The sequence below is a fragment of the Asanoa sp. WMMD1127 genome, from assembly GCF_029626225.1.
GTDB lineage: Bacteria > Actinomycetota > Actinomycetes > Mycobacteriales > Micromonosporaceae > Asanoa.
Window position 1 is genome coordinate 4,926,666 of sequence record NZ_JARUBP010000001.1, and the last position, 13,628, is coordinate 4,940,293.

The following is a 13,628-nucleotide window of genomic DNA, read 5'->3' on the forward strand; positions in this document are numbered from 1 at the left end:
CCAAGCGACCAGGGCGGCCGCATTGCCGCCCGGAGCGGGCGATGGGTTCCCTATGACAAGAGTTTGAAACGCAGCGTTGTTTCACGATGTGACGAGCATGCCGTCCCGCGGTCGGGTCGGGATGCGGCTCAACGGAATGGCCAGGTCCTGCGGCGGCACGGCGTAGTCGAGCCGGGCCACCCGCATCGCGAGGTCGCTCAGCAACGCGACCGTGTTGGGCTCGCCCGGGCAGCGGTGACCCGTCGCCGGGTTGCCGCCGCCCTGCGGCACGAACGTGAAGGCCTCGAGCGCGGCCTCCGCGTCGGGCCCGAGGAACCGGTCGGGGGAGAAGAGATAGGGGTCCTTCCACAGTGCGGGGTCGTGGCTCTGGCCGTAGAGGTCGAGCAGGACCAGCGCGTCCTCCGGGATCGCGTGCCCGGCGAACTCGGCGCCGCCCGGGGCCGCCCGGCCGCCGACGAACGGCGCGAACGGATAGAAGCGGCGGACCTCGTGCGCGAACGCCCGGGCGTACGCCGGGTCGCCGTCGCGCAGGGCCGCCCGGTGCGCGGGCCAGTGGTGCAGGGCGTGTCCCGTGAACGCCACGAACCAGCTGACCGCGACCGTCGGCCGCACGATGTTGAGCAGCTCGACGGCGGCGGTCCGTGGGCTCAGCAGGTGGCCGTCGTCGTCGCGATGGTGGGTGACGACGTCGACCGCGGTGTCGCCGCCCGCGCCGCCCTGCCGGCGGAGGCCGGTGACCAGCTCGGCGAGCCGGTCCTCCTGGCGCCGGCGGGCGATCCGGGCCCGCCAGTGCCGTGGCCCGGCGGTCGCGAACCCGTCGACCATGGCCACGCAGTCGTGCGCGAGCTCGTAGTCGCGGGGCAGGCCCACCCAGCGGGCCACCCCGTCGGCCAGCACGCGGGCGGACTCGTCGAACAGCGACACCGGCCGGCCGGCCCAGGTCGGCACGGCCGCGTCCCAGGCGGCACCGGTGTGGGCGACCAGGTCGGCGATCCGGTCGTCGGTGAACAGGGCGAGGAACATCGCCTTGCGGTGCCGGTGGGACAGGCTGTCGAGCGTGTGCACGGCGCCGTGGCCGAAGAGCGTGGACTGCACGAAGCCCGGGACGGCGCCGGACCGCCGGACGTGCCGCTCGTCGTAGAACCAGCGGGCCGCGGCCGGGCCGGCGATTCCGAAGGCGGGCTGACCCATCAGCCGGGTCACCACCACCCCGTCGGGGGATCGGCGGCGCTCGTCGGGTAGCCAGGCGTAACCCTTGAGCAGCAGTGCGGCGGAGCTGTCCCGAATCGACACCGTCATGCCGACAACGCTTCCCGGTCGCCCGGTGCGCAAACCCCGATGTTGACGTTGGCCCCGGGCGGGGTACCCGAACCGGATGGACAGGATCGCCGACCCCTGGGGTGCCCGTACGCCGTACGGGTCCGGATCGGAGTGGCCGTCGCGCGTCGACGTGCAACTCGCCGAAGGCCTCACCGAGGGTGACGTCGACCGGTGGGCGCAGTCGGCGTCGCTGCTGCACTCCAACGGCGACGCGATGGACATCGCGGTCAAGGACGGTCGGATCGCCGGGGTCCGGGGCCGGGCGGTCGACCGGATCAACCGCGGCCGCCTCGGGCCCAAGGACCTCTTCGGCTGGCAGGCCAACAACAGCGCCGATCGGCTCACCCGGCCGCTGGTGCGCGAGGGCGGTCGGCTGGTCGAGACCGACTGGGACACCGCCATGGGCCGCGTCGTGGACCGGTCACGCGAGTTGCTCGACGGGCCGGGCGGCTGGGGGCGGTTCGGCTTCTACACCACCGGGCAGCTGTTCCTGGAGGAATACTATGCGCTCGCCGTCATCGGCAAGGCCGGCATCGGCACGCCGCACATGGACGGCAACACCCGGCTGTGCACCGCCACCGCCGCGGCGTCGCTGAAGGCCAGCTTCGGCACCGACGGGCAGCCCGGCTCGTACGCCGACGTCGACCACTGCGACGCGATCGCCCTGTGGGGCCACAACGTCGCCGCCACCCAGACCGTGCTGTGGAGCCGGATGCTCGACCGCCGGCGGGGCGGTGACCCGCCCGCGATGCTGGCCGTCGACCCGCGCGACACGCCGGTCGCCCGTGAGGCCGACGTGCACCTCGCTGTCCGCCCCGGCACCAACGTCGCGCTGGTCAACGGGCTGCTGCGCGAGGTCATTCGGCGCGGGTGGGTCGACGAGTCCTATGTGGCCGCCCACACGATCGGGTTCGAGGCGCTGGCGAGGACGGTCGAGGGCTACCCGCCGCGGCGGGTGGCGGAGATCTGCGACGTGGCCGCGGCCGACGTCGAGCGGGCCGCGGAGCTGCTCGGTGGCGCCCGCCGGCTGCTCTCCACCGTGCTGCAGGGCTTCTACCAGTCCAACCAGGCCACCGCCGCGGCCTGCCAGGTCAACAACCTGCACCTGCTGCGCGGGATGATCGGCCGGCCGGGCGCGGGGCTGCTGCAGATGAACGGCCAGCCCACCGCGCAGAACAACCGCGAGTGCGGCGCCGACGGCGACCTGCCGGGCTTCCGCAACTGGGCCAACCCGGAGCACGTGGCCGAGCTGGCGAGGCTCTGGAACGTCGACCAGCGGATCATTCCCAGCTGGTCGCCGCCGACCCACGCCATGCAGCTGTTCCGCTACGCCGAGCAGGGCTCGATCCGGTTCCTGTGGATCAGCGCCACGAACCCGGCCGTGAGCATGCCGGAGCTAGCCCGGATCCGCCGGATCCTCGCCCAGGAAGGGCTCTTCCTCGTCGTGCAGGACCTGTTCCTGACGGAGACCGCCGAGTTCGCCGACGTGGTGCTGCCCGGGGCGACCTGGGGCGAGAAGACGGGCACGTTCACCAACGCCGACCGCACGGTGCACCTGTCGGACAAGGCGGTCGAGCCGCCCGGCGAGGCCCGCGCCGACCTCGACATCTTCCTCGACTACGCGCGCCGGATGGACTTCCGCGACCGGGACGGCCCGCCGCTGGTGCCCTGGACCTCGCCCGAGGAGGTCTTCGCCGCGTGGCGTGCGGCGTCGCGGGGCCGGCCGTGCGACTACTCCGGGCTGTCCTACGCGAAGCTGCGCGGCGGCAGCGGCGTGCAGTGGCCGTGCACGGACGAGGCGCCCGACGGCACGGAGCGGCTCTACACCGACGGCACCTTCCACACCGATCCCGACTTCTGCGAGACCTACGGCCAGGATCTGGTCACCGGGGCCGAGTTCACCGCCTCCGAATATCGGGCCAAGCAGCCGGGCGGGCGGGCGTTCCTGCACCCGGCCGACTACCAGCCCTCGCCGGAGGTGCCCGACGAGGCGTATCCCCTCCAGCTGACCACCGGGCGCACGGTCTATCACTTCCACACCCGCACGAAGACCGGCCGGGCGCCGGAGCTGAACGCGGCCGCGCCGGACGTGTGGGTCGAGCTGCACCCGGACGACGCCGCGGCGGCCGGCATCGGCGACGGGGACCGCGTCCGGATCGAGTCACCCCGGGGCGCGGTGGTGGCGCCGGCGCGGCTCGAGGGCGTACGCCGTGGTGTGGTCTTCGTGCCGTTCCACTATGGATGGTGGGACACGACGGGCGACCGGCCGGACGGGCGGGCGGCCAACGAGCTGACGCTGACCGCGTGGGACCCGGTGTCGAAGCAGCCGCTGTTCAAGACCGCCGCCGTGCGGGTCACCCGGATGGAGGACTGAGATGCACGTGGCGCACTATCTCGGCCTGCTGCACCGGGCGGAGGGCAACCTGGCCTCCGCCTATCGGGAGGTGGCGCAGGCGCACGCGGAGGAGGCGGACGTGTTCCACCTGACCGCGCGGCTGGCGGCGCAGTGCGACCAGCACGTCGAGAAGCTGGCGCCGTTCGTCGAACGCTACTCGGAGGAGGCCCCGGCGGAGCCCGAGCGGCTGCACGCGGACCTGTTCGCCGGCGCCCGGTCCGGCGGGCTCGGCCTGCTGCGGGACCTGCACGACCTCTACCTGATGGCCAGCTACGCCGACATCACGTGGACGGTGCTCGGACAGGCCGCCGCGGGCCTGCGCGACGACGACCTGTCGACGGTCGTGGAGGAGTGCGAGCAGCAGACCTCGATCCAGCTGGCCTGGCTGCGCACGCGGATGAAGGCGGCGGCGCCACAGGCGCTGGTGGTGGCGTAGGCGCTGGTGGTGGCGTAGGGCTGGGGACCCTACGCCACCAGGCTCATGCGGTCAGCGCGTCGATCGCCTTCTTGAGCGCGCCGGGCTCGCTGGGCCGGCGCGGCGCCTTCTCCTTGAGCTCGAGCATCCGCGCGCCGATCTCCTGGAGCTTCTTGCGCCCGAGGCCCTCGCGGACCTTGGGGAACCACTCCTCTTCCTCTTCCTCGATGTGGTGCGTGACGTTCTCGATCAGCACCATCGTCTTGGCCTCGAAGCGCTCGTCGTCGGGCGACATCGAGGCCAGCTCGATGCAGAGCACGTCGGCGACGTGGTGCTCCTCGTAGGACTCGAGCACGTCGTCCTCGAGGTCCGGCAGCAGCTGGCGGGTCTCCGGATACATGCACTCGTTTTCGATGTACGTGTGCACGGTGAGCTCTTCGATGATCTTGTCGACCAGCTCGCCCTTGCGCTTGTCGCTGTCGGTGTCCTGGAACGCCTTGAACAGCTTCTTGATTTCCTTGTGATCCTGCTTGAGCAGCACGATCGCGTCCGTCGACATCGGTCCTCCGGGGGAAGCGTCTGGTGCGACGGCCGTTACCCGCGCTCGTGCCCGGCAAACGTCTATTCGCCCGAACCGGGCTCGGCCATCTTCCGGTGCATCTCCGCCTTGGCCGTGTCCGGCGCGACCTTCGCGGCCACCGCCTGCACCTTGTTCATGAACGAGCCGGCCACGACGTGGTCGTCGCCCTTCATCAGCGCCTTGAAGCCCTGCTCCGCGACCTTCGCCGGGTCGTCCTTCCTGCCGGAGCCGACCTTGGTGTCCTGCATCTCGGCGCGGTCGAAGAACTCGGTGTCTGTCGGGCCGGGCATCAGCGACGTCACGGTCACGCCCGTGTCCTTGAGCTCGTTGCGCAGGGCCTCCGCGAACGACTGCACGAACGACTTCGAGGCGTTGTAGACGGCCTGGAACGAGCCGGGCATCGCGGAGGCGATCGACGAGGTGAACAGCACCCGGCCCGCGCCGCGGTCCACCATGTCGGGGACGACCCGCTTGGCCAGGTGCACGGTCGAGCGGACGTTGAGGTCGACGATGTTGAGCTCGTCGTCGAGCGTCGTGTCGGAGACGAACGCGCCGCCGGCGCCCCGCCCGGCGTTGATCGCGATCGCGTCGACGGGCCGGTCGATGGCGGACCAGAGCCGCTCGACCCCCTCGGGTGTGGCCAGGTCGACCTGGACGGCCTTGACCTGGATGGTGCCGTCGCGGCGCAGCGCGTCGCCGGCCCGCTCGATGTCGGCGTCCTCCGCGGCGACCAGCACGTCGAAACCGTTGGTGGCGAACTGGCGGGCCAGCTCGTAGCCGATGCCGCTGGACGCGCCGGTGACCACCGCGAACGGGCGCTCGGACGTAGTCATGATGGGGAACCTCCTGGTGTCCGTGAACCCACCCGGGGTGCCCGGGATCCCCTGGGCTAATCCTGCGGTTCGGCGCGGTCGTCCGCGTTTCGCCGCCGTGGGGCAGGGCACTAGAAGGGCGAAACAGGCGTATCGGGCATCCGAACTCTGGGGGAGGTTTCGGTCATGGACGAGAAGCCGGGCAAGCACCTCGAGGAAGAGCCGCAGTCGGCGCGCGGGCCGAAGGGCTCACGCGACGCGGGCACCAGCAAGCCGTCGGGCGACCAGGCCGGCCGTCCCGCGGGCAAGGCGGACGAGCGCTCCGACACGTCCGTCCTGCCGCAGGGCGCCACCGACCCGGACGCGCCGAACCTGCAGTCCGGGAACTAGTCCTTCGGCTCCTTCGGCGTCAACACGAAGACCGGGATCACGCGGTCCGTCTTGGTCTGGTAGTCGTCGTAGTCGGGCCAGGTCGCGGTGGCGCGCTTCCACCACAGGGCGCGCTCGTCGCCGGTCACCTCCCGGGCGACGTAGTCCTTGCGGACCGCGCCGTCCTGCAGCTCGACGTGTGGGTGGGCGACCAGGTTGTGGTACCAGACGGGGTGCGTGGGAGCGCCGCCCTGTGATGCGACGACCGCATATTCGCCGTCGTGCTCGACCCGCATCAGCGGAGTCTTGCGGATCTTGCCGCTCTTCGCGCCTAGCGAGGTCAGCAGGATGATCGGCCGGCCACGCAGGGTGTTGCCCTGCTCGCCGTCGGTGCTTTCGAACAGCTCGGCCTGCTTGCGGGCCCAGTCGCTGGGGCTGGGCGCGTAGTCACCGGTCAGAGGCACAGGGGGCTCCTCGTCGTGCGATCGGGGGGTGAACGTGAAGCTACCTCGATTTCCCCGGACCGGCTAAGCGGCCGGCGCCTCGACGACCACCGCCAGGCACATCTCGTCGGCGGTGCCCTCGCCCCAGACCACGTAGCGCGGCGGCAGCTTGCGCAGGGCCGGCAGTCGCTGCCGCAGGCCCGCGTCGTGGGTGCAGGTCACCCGGTACGTGTCGCCCGGCTTGACGGTGACGTCGCCCCCGACCGGACGTACGGCCTGGTCGTCGAAGTTGAACGTCGGCACGTCGAGCAGCGTGCGGGCCTGCGGGGTGCCGGGGTTGAGCTCGACCTTGATCGACCGGCCGAGCAGGTGCATGTGGCCGCCCACGCCGTAGAGCTTGGCCGTGCGGGTCACCCGCCGTTCGCAGGACTGGGTCGGCCCGGGCCGGGCGGCGCCACCGCAGAGCCGGCTGAGCCCGTCGGCGGTCTGCCCCGCCTGGTCGCCGAACCGCCGCACCACGTCGGCCACCGCCCGGTCGCGGTCGCACAGTTCGCCGCTCTCGCCCGGCGCGCACGGCAGCTCCACGGGGGCCGGCAGCAGGGTGGTCCGCAGGGGAGTGCGGTCGCCGCCGGCCAGCCGCAGCTTGATGCCGGACCGGTCGGCCGCGCCCGCCTTGCCGCCGGTGGCCAGCAGGCTGTAGTGGATCTGCATCACCAGCAGGCTGCCCGCGCCCAGCTCGAAGCCGACGCCCGCGGGATAGATCGACTCGCCGCTGCCGGGAGCCCAGCTCGCCACCCACTCGGGCGAACCCCCGATCCCCGCGTCGCCGAAACACCGCCACCCGTCGCCGTCGGTCGCGGCGTCGTGGGCCCGCACCCGCTTGGCGTCGTCCGGCGACACCCGGAAGAAGATCGCGTGGTGGACGATGTCGCGGTTCTGCGGCAGGAACTCGCTGCCGGTCAGAAACGCTGGCGCGGTGAGCTCGGGGTCGACGACGAAGCACCGGTATTCGTCGGCGTCGTCGGCCGGCGGGTCGGGGGTGAACGGCCGGTCCAGGCCGGCCTCGACGAACCGCTCACCGGCGCGCAGCGGCTGCGCGGGCGGCGGCGTGCCGCCGTGACCGGCATGCGCGGACGCCGGCCCGCTGGGCGGCGGCGGGCTCGCGCCACCGCCGCCGTCACCGCCGTCGGCACCGCAGGCCACGAGGGCGAGTGCGCAAATGGTCAGGACCGCGACGAGCACGGAACGTCGGGACATGGATGGCAATATATCCCGAACCGCTCCGGCGAGACACTGCGCGCGAGCGTCAGGACTTCCGGTGGTGAGTCAGGCTCAGGTGCAGCTCGGCGGGCTCCGGTGGCACGTCGGCGATGCCCATGGCCACCGCCTGCTCGTGGCGCTTGCGGGCCGACGGCAGGGTCAGCACCACCAGCACAACGACCGCGCCGAACAGCGAGACGGGTGCGCCGTTGTGTGGACGGCAAGTCGTCGCGGCTGACGGTCTCAGGTGCTCGGTAGGTGGAGCACCTGCACGACGTTGCGGGTCGGGGCGTTAGCCCGCTCGTCGTTGTATTCGCCAACCGGGGTGTAGCCGTGCTTGTGGTAGATGCGCTGGAGTTCGTCGCTGCCGGCCCAGTGGTCCAGTGCCACTGCTGGTGCTGAGGCGGCTCGGGCCTGCCGCTCCGCCTCTTGCATGAGTAGGGAACCGACGCCTCGCCCGCGCGGTCCGCGCTCGGTCATCACGGTATGCACGAACATGGCGCTCGCCGGCACGAGTCCTGCGGGTATGCGTTGTGGGACGACGGGTGCCATGGCGAGTATGCCGACGCAGTCAGTGCCACGTTCGGCCAGCGTGATCACGCGTTGGGCGATCCAGTCCGCGACCCGGTCGGGGAAGCCTGGGATTCGCGAGAACGGCACGTCGCCCCACTGCTGCGTGCGGCCGCGGGCGACAAGCCAGCTGAGGACCGAGTCCATGAGCTCGAGCAGGCGGGGTAGGTCGGCCGGGGCGGCGACGCGCAGGCGGATCGGTTGCTCTGACATCGGACCTCCAGCAGGGTAAGCTTGCCTCATCGGATAAACTTTAATTATCTAAGGATTAGATTGTCAAAGGAATCCATGCTGGGTTCGACCACGGCGGCGGTGCAGGAGCTGCAGGATGCGACGGATCTCATCGATGAGCTCGCGGCCCGTCGCCTGGGCATCAACCGGACCGATCTGCGTTGCCTGAGCCGACTGAGCGCGCGCGGCCCGCAGACGGCGAGCGAGCTGGCTGTCGCCGCCGGACTGACCGGTGGGGCGATGACGACAGCTGTGGACCGGATGGAGCGTGCCGGGCTGGTCCGGCGGGTCCGCGACACAACTGATCGCCGGCGTGTCCTGGTCCACCTCACCGACGAGGCGGAACGGCTCAGCGCGGAAATCTGGGGGCCCATCGTGGCCGATGCGCATACCGAGCTGGCGGGATTCACCCTGGCCGAGCTAGGCGTGATCGAGCGGTTTCTGAGCGTCGCACTGGCCAATCAGCGTCGGCACGCCGCCCGTCTCAGGACGGATCTCGGCACCTGATCCAGGCAGTCCTCCGGCACGGCGAGACCTGCCCGCACATCGACGACGTTCCGAAGGGGACAGATATCGCTGCGACCGGGCGCTGTCACCGACCCCTCGGTTGCGTCCAGGACGGCCCAACACCCCAAAGAAGATCAAAGGGCTTTTCAGGCGGGCGTCGTCATGGTTGGAGTGGAACGCGGCGCGGGCGAATGACCCGGTGTGTGATTCGCCAGCCTTTGTGGCCGTGTCGGAGAGTGTCGTCGTAGGTTCCGCTGGCGACGGAGCCGTCCGTCGCGACGCCGAGATATTTCGACATGGCGTGGACCGTTCCGTCGGGTGCTTCCCGCAGGACGATGTTCGTGACGTGGTGGGCGAGGGGGTTCGCCTCGCCGAGTTCGAGCGCGGCAACCCGCAGGTCCGCCAGCCCGGTGAGCACGCCACCGCCGAGGGCGCTGACGTCGTAGGTGACGTCCTCGGTGAACAGCGTGGGCATGGCGTCGAAGTCGCCACGGTCGGTCAGGTGCCCGTGCATGTTGATCACGTCTGCGATGGCGAACCGGTCCTCGGTGCTGAGCATCATGTACCCCTTCGCCGAAGTGGGGTCATCCCCGTTTATTTGCCGTACCATATGTGGGGATGTCCCCGGATAGCAAGCGCCGACCTCGATCCGACGCACAGCGCAACAGGGAACGCCTGATCACCGCGACTCGTGAACTCGTGGCGGAGTTCGGTAGTGAGGTCCCGCTCGATGAGGTCGCCCGGCGTGCCGGCCTCGGCAATGCCACGCTGTACCGGCACTTCCCGACCCGCGCTGAGTTGCTAGCCGCCCTCTACGCCGACGAGGTCACGGCACTATGCGACTACGGCAACCGGCTCCTGGCCGAGCCCTCACCGATCAAGGCGCTCTTCAGCTGGCTCGACGCGTTCGTCACGCACGTGGCGACCAAACGACCACTCGCCTTGGCGGCGACCGACATCCCGGACGGACGGCGTACGCCGATGTTCGAGCAATGGCACGCCGACATCACCACCACCGCAAGCGCTCTCGTGCGGCGTGCTCAACCAATGCTCCGCCAGGGCGTCACCGCCACCGACGTTCTCGCACTGGCCAGCGGCGCAGCGCTCACCACCGACGTCGACAACGCACGCCGCCTGGTCGCGATGCTCCACACCGGCTTAGCCACCCAGACCCACCAAGACCGCCACCGCGGGTGACGTGGACGCCGGCTGGGCGACCCTCCCGACACATGAGGGGCCGATCCGCTCATCGGCACTTCTGGAAAGTCGGCGGGACCGGAGTCCAGCCATTCGATTCGTCAAGCGACGTAGCGCGCCACGACTGCCGCTCGTTCGTGGAAGGCTTGAACGCGGGTCTCGGCCGCGCTGACCTGCACGACGAAGCACTCGTCATGCAAATGCCGTCCACCGAGCACCGCAAGGGAAAGCTGGCGCCCAGGCCGACTGACCCGCGGTCACGGCTCGTGGAACGGCTCCGGCTCGGCGGGGATGCGTTTGGCCATCAGGCAGAACTCGTTGCCCTCCGGGTCCTCCAGGACCACCCACGAGCCGCCCGCCTGGATCGGTGAGTGGCGGGCGCCCAGGGACAGCAGGCGGGCCAGCTCCGTGTCCTGGTCGCCGTCCGTCGGGCAGACGTCGAAGTGCAGCCGGTTCTTCGTCATCTTGGGCTCCGGCACCCGGATGAACAGGATGTCGGGGCTGACGGTCGCGCCCCGGATGGCGACGCCGGTCTCGTCGCGGGCGAAGACGCGGTAGCCGAGCACACCGCTCCAGAAGCCGGCCAGCAGCTCCGGGTCGGCGCAGTCGATGACGATGTCGCCCACCCGGCTGGTCATGCGCGGCAGCCTAATACGGTCTTGGGCATGTCTCCCCGGCTGAACGTGCTGATCGCCACCTATCTCGAACCCGATCTCGTGCGGCGGATCGCCGACGCCGACCCTCGGGTCGACGTGATCTACGAGCCGGAGATCGTGCCGGTGCCGCGCTACAGGTGCGACCACACCGGCACGCCGCGGCAGCTCACCGCGGCCCAGCAGGAGCGGTGGGAGGCCGCGCTGGCCGCCGCGGACGTGTCGTTCGACTTCGACTGGCAGGCGCCGGCCGAGCTGCCGGTCCGGGCGCCGCGGCTGCGGTGGGTGCAGGGCACCAGCGCCGGCATCGGCGAGAAGGTCAGGCGGGCCGGGCTGGACCTTAGCGACCTGGTCATGACGACCGGCGCGGGGTTGCACGCGGTGCCCCTCGCCGAGTTCGCGGTGCTGGGCGCGCTGCACTTCGTCAAGGGCGTGCCGCAGCTGCGGGAGCGGCAGGTCGCGCACCGCTGGGAGCGCTACACGACCGCGCAGCTCGCCGGCCGCACCGTCACCGTCGTCGGGCTCGGCGGGATCGGCCGCCGGGTGGTCGACAGCTTCGTCGCGCTCGGCACGCGCGTGCTCGCCGTGGGTCGACCCGGCCGGGCGTACGACCTGCCCGGTCCGGTCTTCTCCACGGACGAGCTGGACGACCTGCTGCCGCGCACCGACGTGCTGGTGCTGTGCACCCCGCTCACCGACGAGACGCGGGGCCTGCTGTCCGCGGCCCGGATCGCCCGCCTCAAACGGGGCGCGATCGTCGTCAACATCGGCCGCGGCCCCGTGGTCGACGAGGCGGCGCTCGTCGACGCGCTGCGCAGCGGCGCCCTGACCGGCGCGGCGCTCGACGTGTTCGAGACCGAGCCGCTGCCGCCCGGGTCCCCGTTGTGGGACCTGCCCAACGTGCTCGTCTCACCGCACTTGGCGGCCACTGTGGACACCGAGAACGCCGCCCTCACCGACCTGTTCGTCGACAACCTGCACCGCTGGTTGGACGGCCGGGAGCTGCGCAACCTCTACCGGCGCGACCTCGGCTACTGAGCCCGCTCAGGCGAACTGGCGGAGCTTGTCGGGGTTGGCGACGATGAACAGCTGGTCGATGCCGCCGGCGGAGGCGGTCAGGGCGATCAGCGCCTCCGGCGTGCCCTCGGCGGTCAGCACCAGGACGCCGGTCTCGCCGTTGGCCTCGACCGGGCGGAACGTCGACGTGCTCCAGAACTTCCGCAGCACGTTGTCGAGGAAGTTGCGCACGCGGTCGGGGCCGGCGATGTCCTTGCGGGCCGCGTGCACCCGGCCGCCGCCGTCGTTGCGGGCCACCACGTCGCCGGCCAGCAGCTGCTCGAAGGCGGCCAGGTCGCCGTCGCGCGAGGCGGCCAGGAAACCGTCGATCAGGCGGCGGTGCTGGACGCGGTCGACCGGCGACGTGCGCTCCGCGGTGATGTGCCGGCGGGCCCGGCTGACCAGCTGCCGCGCGTTGGCCTCGCTGGTCTCGAGGACCTCGGCCACCTGGCGGTGCGCGTACCCGAAGGCCTCGCGCAGGATGTAGGCCGCCCGCTCGGCCGGCGCCAGCCGCTCCATCAGCAGCAGCACGCCCATCTCGAGCGCGGCCGCCCGTTCGGCGCCGAGCGCGGGGTCGGCACTGGTGTCGACGGGCTCGGGCAGCCACGGCCCGACGTAGGACTCGCGCCGCGCCCGCGCGCTCGTGGCGGCGTTGATGGCGAGCCGGGTGGCGGTGGTGGACAGGAACGCGGCGGGGTTGTCGACCTTCCGGCGATCGGTGCGCTGCCAACGCATCCACGCCTCCTGGACGACGTCTTCGGCATCGCTGACCGAACCCAGCATCCGGTACGCGATGCCGAAGAGCCGTCCGCGTACGGCCTCGAACTGCGCGAGGTCCTCGGCGGTAACGTCGTCGGCGCCGGTCACCCGACAACCCTAGCCACGCTTGGGCCCTACTGCCGGGCGCGCCAGTCGGCCAGTGTGACGGCGCCCGCGCGGTAGTCGCCGGTCGGCACGATCGTGTCGTCGGCCATGACCTGCCCGAAGTACGGGGCCGCCGGGTCGGCGACGACCTCGCGCGGGTCGCCCTTGGCGGCCAGCGCCTCCCGGATCACCTCGTCGAACCGCATGCGCTGCGGCCCGGCCACCTCGACCGCCCCGTTGACCGCCGGCGCCGTCGCGGCGTCGGCGACCGCCCTGGCCACGTCGGCGGACGCGATCGGCTGGAACGACACCGGCGCGATGCGCACCGTGTCGCCGTCGGTGGCGGAGTCGGCGATGCCGCCCAGGAACTCGAAGAACTGCGTCGCCCGGACCACGGTGTACGGGACACCCGACTCGGCGATCAGCCTCTCCTGCACGACCTTCGCGGGCAGGTAGCCGCTGTCCGGGCTGCGCTCGGCGCCGACGATCGACAGCGCCACGTGGTGGCCCACCCCGGCCGCCCGCTCCGCGGCGAGCAGGTTGCCGGTCGACTTCGTGAAGAACTCCATCACGTCATCCGGCGCGAACGACGGTGAGTTGGTGACGTCGACCACCACGTCGGCCCCGTCGAGCGCGCCGGCCAGACCCTCCCCGGTCACGGTGTTGACGCCGGTCGACGGCGACTGCGGCACCGCCTCGTGCCCCGCCTGCTTCAGCAGGCTCACCACCTGAGAACCGATCAGCCCGGTCCCGCCGAAAACCACGATCTTCATCTGAAAACCCCTCCGGTCAGTCTCGCGCGGCACGGTGTCGCGCCGCCGAGAGTTCGACCGGATAGGCGTCCCGATCTGTGACAGCCGGGCCGAACGTGACGCCCGTCGCAGGAGAGCCGGCTCAGTTCAGAACGTCAGTATGTCAGTACAAATGCTTGACAACATTTCCGCGGCGCGGCGAGA

17 protein-coding genes are annotated in these 13,628 nt (G+C 71.2%); 6 read left to right on the forward strand and 11 right to left on the reverse strand.

Annotated elements, in window-relative coordinates; all coding sequences use genetic code 11:
* Positions 1 to 81: 81 nt before the first annotated feature.
* Positions 82 to 1,299, reverse strand: a complete 1,218-nt coding sequence (locus O7635_RS23595; RefSeq protein ID WP_278082636.1) for a cytochrome P450 — start codon at positions 1,297 to 1,299, stop codon at positions 82 to 84.
* A gap of 76 nt (positions 1,300 to 1,375) precedes the next feature.
* Here O7635_RS23595 and O7635_RS23600 point away from each other — a divergent pair, with 76 nt between their 5' ends.
* Together O7635_RS23600 and O7635_RS23605 are read left to right on the forward strand one after the other, a co-directional pair.
* Complete coding sequence (locus O7635_RS23600; RefSeq protein ID WP_278082637.1) at positions 1,376 to 3,694, forward strand: nitrate reductase; 2,319 nt, start codon at positions 1,376 to 1,378, stop codon at positions 3,692 to 3,694.
* 1 nt (position 3,695) lies between these two features.
* Positions 3,696 to 4,151: a hypothetical protein gene (locus O7635_RS23605; RefSeq protein WP_278082638.1), complete on the forward strand. Its 456-nt coding sequence runs from the start codon at positions 3,696 to 3,698 to the stop codon at positions 4,149 to 4,151.
* Between the two features lie 43 nt (positions 4,152 to 4,194).
* Here the strand turns inward: O7635_RS23605 and O7635_RS23610 are convergent, their stop codons facing one another.
* Complete coding sequence (locus O7635_RS23610; protein WP_278082639.1) at positions 4,195 to 4,689, reverse strand: hemerythrin domain-containing protein; 495 nt, start codon at positions 4,687 to 4,689, stop codon at positions 4,195 to 4,197.
* 62 nt (positions 4,690 to 4,751) lie between these two features.
* On the reverse strand, positions 4,752 to 5,543 hold the full coding sequence (locus O7635_RS23615) for an SDR family NAD(P)-dependent oxidoreductase (RefSeq protein ID WP_278082640.1): 792 nt from the start codon (positions 5,541 to 5,543) through the stop codon (positions 4,752 to 4,754).
* 165 nt (positions 5,544 to 5,708) lie between these two features.
* On the opposite strand from O7635_RS23615, the gene O7635_RS23620 reads away from it, so the two are divergent.
* Positions 5,709 to 5,912, forward strand: a complete 204-nt coding sequence (locus tag O7635_RS23620) for a hypothetical protein (protein ID WP_278082641.1) — start codon at positions 5,709 to 5,711, stop codon at positions 5,910 to 5,912.
* Here O7635_RS23620 and O7635_RS23625 read toward each other — a convergent pair.
* From O7635_RS23625 to O7635_RS23640, 4 genes are all read right to left on the reverse strand, one after another.
* Positions 5,909 to 6,355, reverse strand: coding sequence for a nitroreductase family deazaflavin-dependent oxidoreductase (locus tag O7635_RS23625; RefSeq protein WP_278082642.1), 447 nt, complete (start codon positions 6,353 to 6,355; stop codon positions 5,909 to 5,911). The genes O7635_RS23620 and O7635_RS23625 overlap by 4 nt on opposite strands.
* A gap of 63 nt (positions 6,356 to 6,418) precedes the next feature.
* Positions 6,419 to 7,591: a monooxygenase gene (locus O7635_RS23630; RefSeq protein WP_278082643.1), complete on the reverse strand. Its 1,173-nt coding sequence runs from the start codon at positions 7,589 to 7,591 to the stop codon at positions 6,419 to 6,421.
* A gap of 49 nt (positions 7,592 to 7,640) precedes the next feature.
* Positions 7,641 to 7,763 carry a hypothetical protein gene (locus O7635_RS23635; RefSeq protein WP_278082644.1) on the reverse strand — a complete coding sequence of 41 codons (123 nt, stop codon included), beginning with the start codon at positions 7,761 to 7,763 and terminating at the stop codon, positions 7,641 to 7,643.
* A 74-nt stretch (positions 7,764 to 7,837) separates the two neighbouring features.
* Positions 7,838 to 8,377: a GNAT family N-acetyltransferase gene (locus O7635_RS23640; RefSeq protein ID WP_278082645.1), complete on the reverse strand. Its 540-nt coding sequence runs from the start codon at positions 8,375 to 8,377 to the stop codon at positions 7,838 to 7,840.
* 75 nt (positions 8,378 to 8,452) lie between these two features.
* On the opposite strand from O7635_RS23640, the gene O7635_RS23645 reads away from it, so the two are divergent.
* On the forward strand, positions 8,453 to 8,902 hold the full coding sequence (locus O7635_RS23645) for a MarR family transcriptional regulator (RefSeq protein WP_278082646.1): 450 nt from the start codon (positions 8,453 to 8,455) through the stop codon (positions 8,900 to 8,902).
* Positions 8,903 to 9,062: 160 nt separating this feature from the next.
* Here the strand turns inward: O7635_RS23645 and O7635_RS23650 are convergent, their stop codons facing one another.
* Positions 9,063 to 9,461 carry a nuclear transport factor 2 family protein gene (locus O7635_RS23650; protein ID WP_278082647.1) on the reverse strand — a complete coding sequence of 133 codons (399 nt, stop codon included), beginning with the start codon at positions 9,459 to 9,461 and terminating at the stop codon, positions 9,063 to 9,065.
* A 59-nt stretch (positions 9,462 to 9,520) separates the two neighbouring features.
* Here O7635_RS23650 and O7635_RS23655 point away from each other — a divergent pair, with 59 nt between their 5' ends.
* Positions 9,521 to 10,099, forward strand: a complete 579-nt coding sequence (locus O7635_RS23655; protein WP_278082648.1) for a TetR/AcrR family transcriptional regulator — start codon at positions 9,521 to 9,523, stop codon at positions 10,097 to 10,099.
* A 257-nt stretch (positions 10,100 to 10,356) separates the two neighbouring features.
* Here the strand turns inward: O7635_RS23655 and O7635_RS23660 are convergent, their stop codons facing one another.
* Entirely contained in the window at positions 10,357 to 10,737 is a 381-nt protein-coding gene (locus tag O7635_RS23660) for a VOC family protein (protein ID WP_278082649.1), read from the reverse strand.
* 27 nt (positions 10,738 to 10,764) lie between these two features.
* Between O7635_RS23660 and O7635_RS23665 the strand changes: the two genes are divergently transcribed.
* Positions 10,765 to 11,790, forward strand: coding sequence for a D-2-hydroxyacid dehydrogenase (locus tag O7635_RS23665; RefSeq protein ID WP_278082650.1), 1,026 nt, complete (start codon positions 10,765 to 10,767; stop codon positions 11,788 to 11,790).
* Between the two features lie 6 nt (positions 11,791 to 11,796).
* Here O7635_RS23665 and O7635_RS23670 read toward each other — a convergent pair whose 3' ends face one another.
* Both O7635_RS23670 and O7635_RS23675 read right to left on the reverse strand, forming a co-directional pair.
* Positions 11,797 to 12,675, reverse strand: a complete 879-nt coding sequence (locus O7635_RS23670) for an RNA polymerase sigma-70 factor (protein WP_278082651.1) — start codon at positions 12,673 to 12,675, stop codon at positions 11,797 to 11,799.
* A 26-nt stretch (positions 12,676 to 12,701) separates the two neighbouring features.
* On the reverse strand, positions 12,702 to 13,445 hold the full coding sequence (locus tag O7635_RS23675; RefSeq protein ID WP_278082652.1) for an SDR family oxidoreductase: 744 nt from the start codon (positions 13,443 to 13,445) through the stop codon (positions 12,702 to 12,704).
* Positions 13,446 to 13,628 lie beyond the last annotated feature (183 nt).